Origin of the sequence: Mesorhizobium sp. M1006, from assembly GCF_040318825.1 — a bacterium.
Classification (GTDB): domain Bacteria; phylum Pseudomonadota; class Alphaproteobacteria; order Rhizobiales; family Rhizobiaceae; genus Mesorhizobium.
The window spans coordinates 1-825 of the sequence record NZ_JAMYMZ010000152.1 but is presented as its reverse complement, the minus strand read 5'-3'; the positions used below and the strand labels follow the sequence as shown (position 1 = coordinate 825).

Below are 825 nucleotides of genomic sequence, written 5' to 3'. Positions count from 1 at the left end.
CAGCGCGCCGATGTTGTCGCCGGCCTGGCCCTGGTCGAGCAGCTTGCGGAACATCTCGACGCCCGTGCAGGTCGTCTTGGTGGTCGGACGGATGCCGACGATCTCCAGCTCCTCGCCGACCTTGACGACGCCGCGCTCGACGCGGCCGGTCACCACCGTGCCACGGCCCGAGATCGAGAACACGTCCTCGATCGGCATCAGGAACGGCTTGTCGAGCGGACGAACCGGCGTCGGAATGTAGGCATCGACCGCAGCCATCAGTTCGCGGATGGCGTCCTCGCCGATCTTCTTGTCGCTGTCTTCAAGGGCGGCAAGCGCCGAACCCTTGACGATCGGAATGTCGTCGCCGGGGAACTCGTTCTTGGTCAAAAGCTCACGCACCTCGAGCTCGACCAGCTCGAGCAGCTCGGCGTCGTCGACCTGGTCGACCTTGTTCAAGAACACCACGATCGAGGGCACGCCGACCTGGCGGGCCAAAAGGATGTGCTCGCGCGTCTGCGGCATCGGGCCGTCGGCGGCCGACACCACCAGGATCGCGCCGTCCATCTGCGCGGCACCGGTGATCATGTTCTTCACATAGTCGGCGTGGCCGGGGCAGTCGACATGGGCATAGTGGCGGTTGGCGGTTTCGTATTCGACGTGGGCCGTCGAAATGGTGATGCCGCGCGCCTTCTCTTCGGGTGCCGCATCGATCTGGTCGTAGCGCTTGTATTCGCCAAAATACTTGGTGATCGCCGCCGTCAGCGACGTCTTGCCATGGTCGACGTGACCAATCGTGCCAATGTTCACATGAGGCTTAGTGCGCTCGAATTTACCTTTTGCCAT

1 protein-coding gene is annotated in these 825 nt (G+C 63.2%); it reads right to left on the bottom strand.

Annotation, left to right across the window (positions count from 1 at the left end; genetic code table 11):
* Positions 1 to 825, bottom strand: an 825-nt coding sequence (locus tag NKH60_RS34985; protein WP_352875138.1) for an elongation factor Tu, incomplete at its 3' end; no start/stop codon positions are given.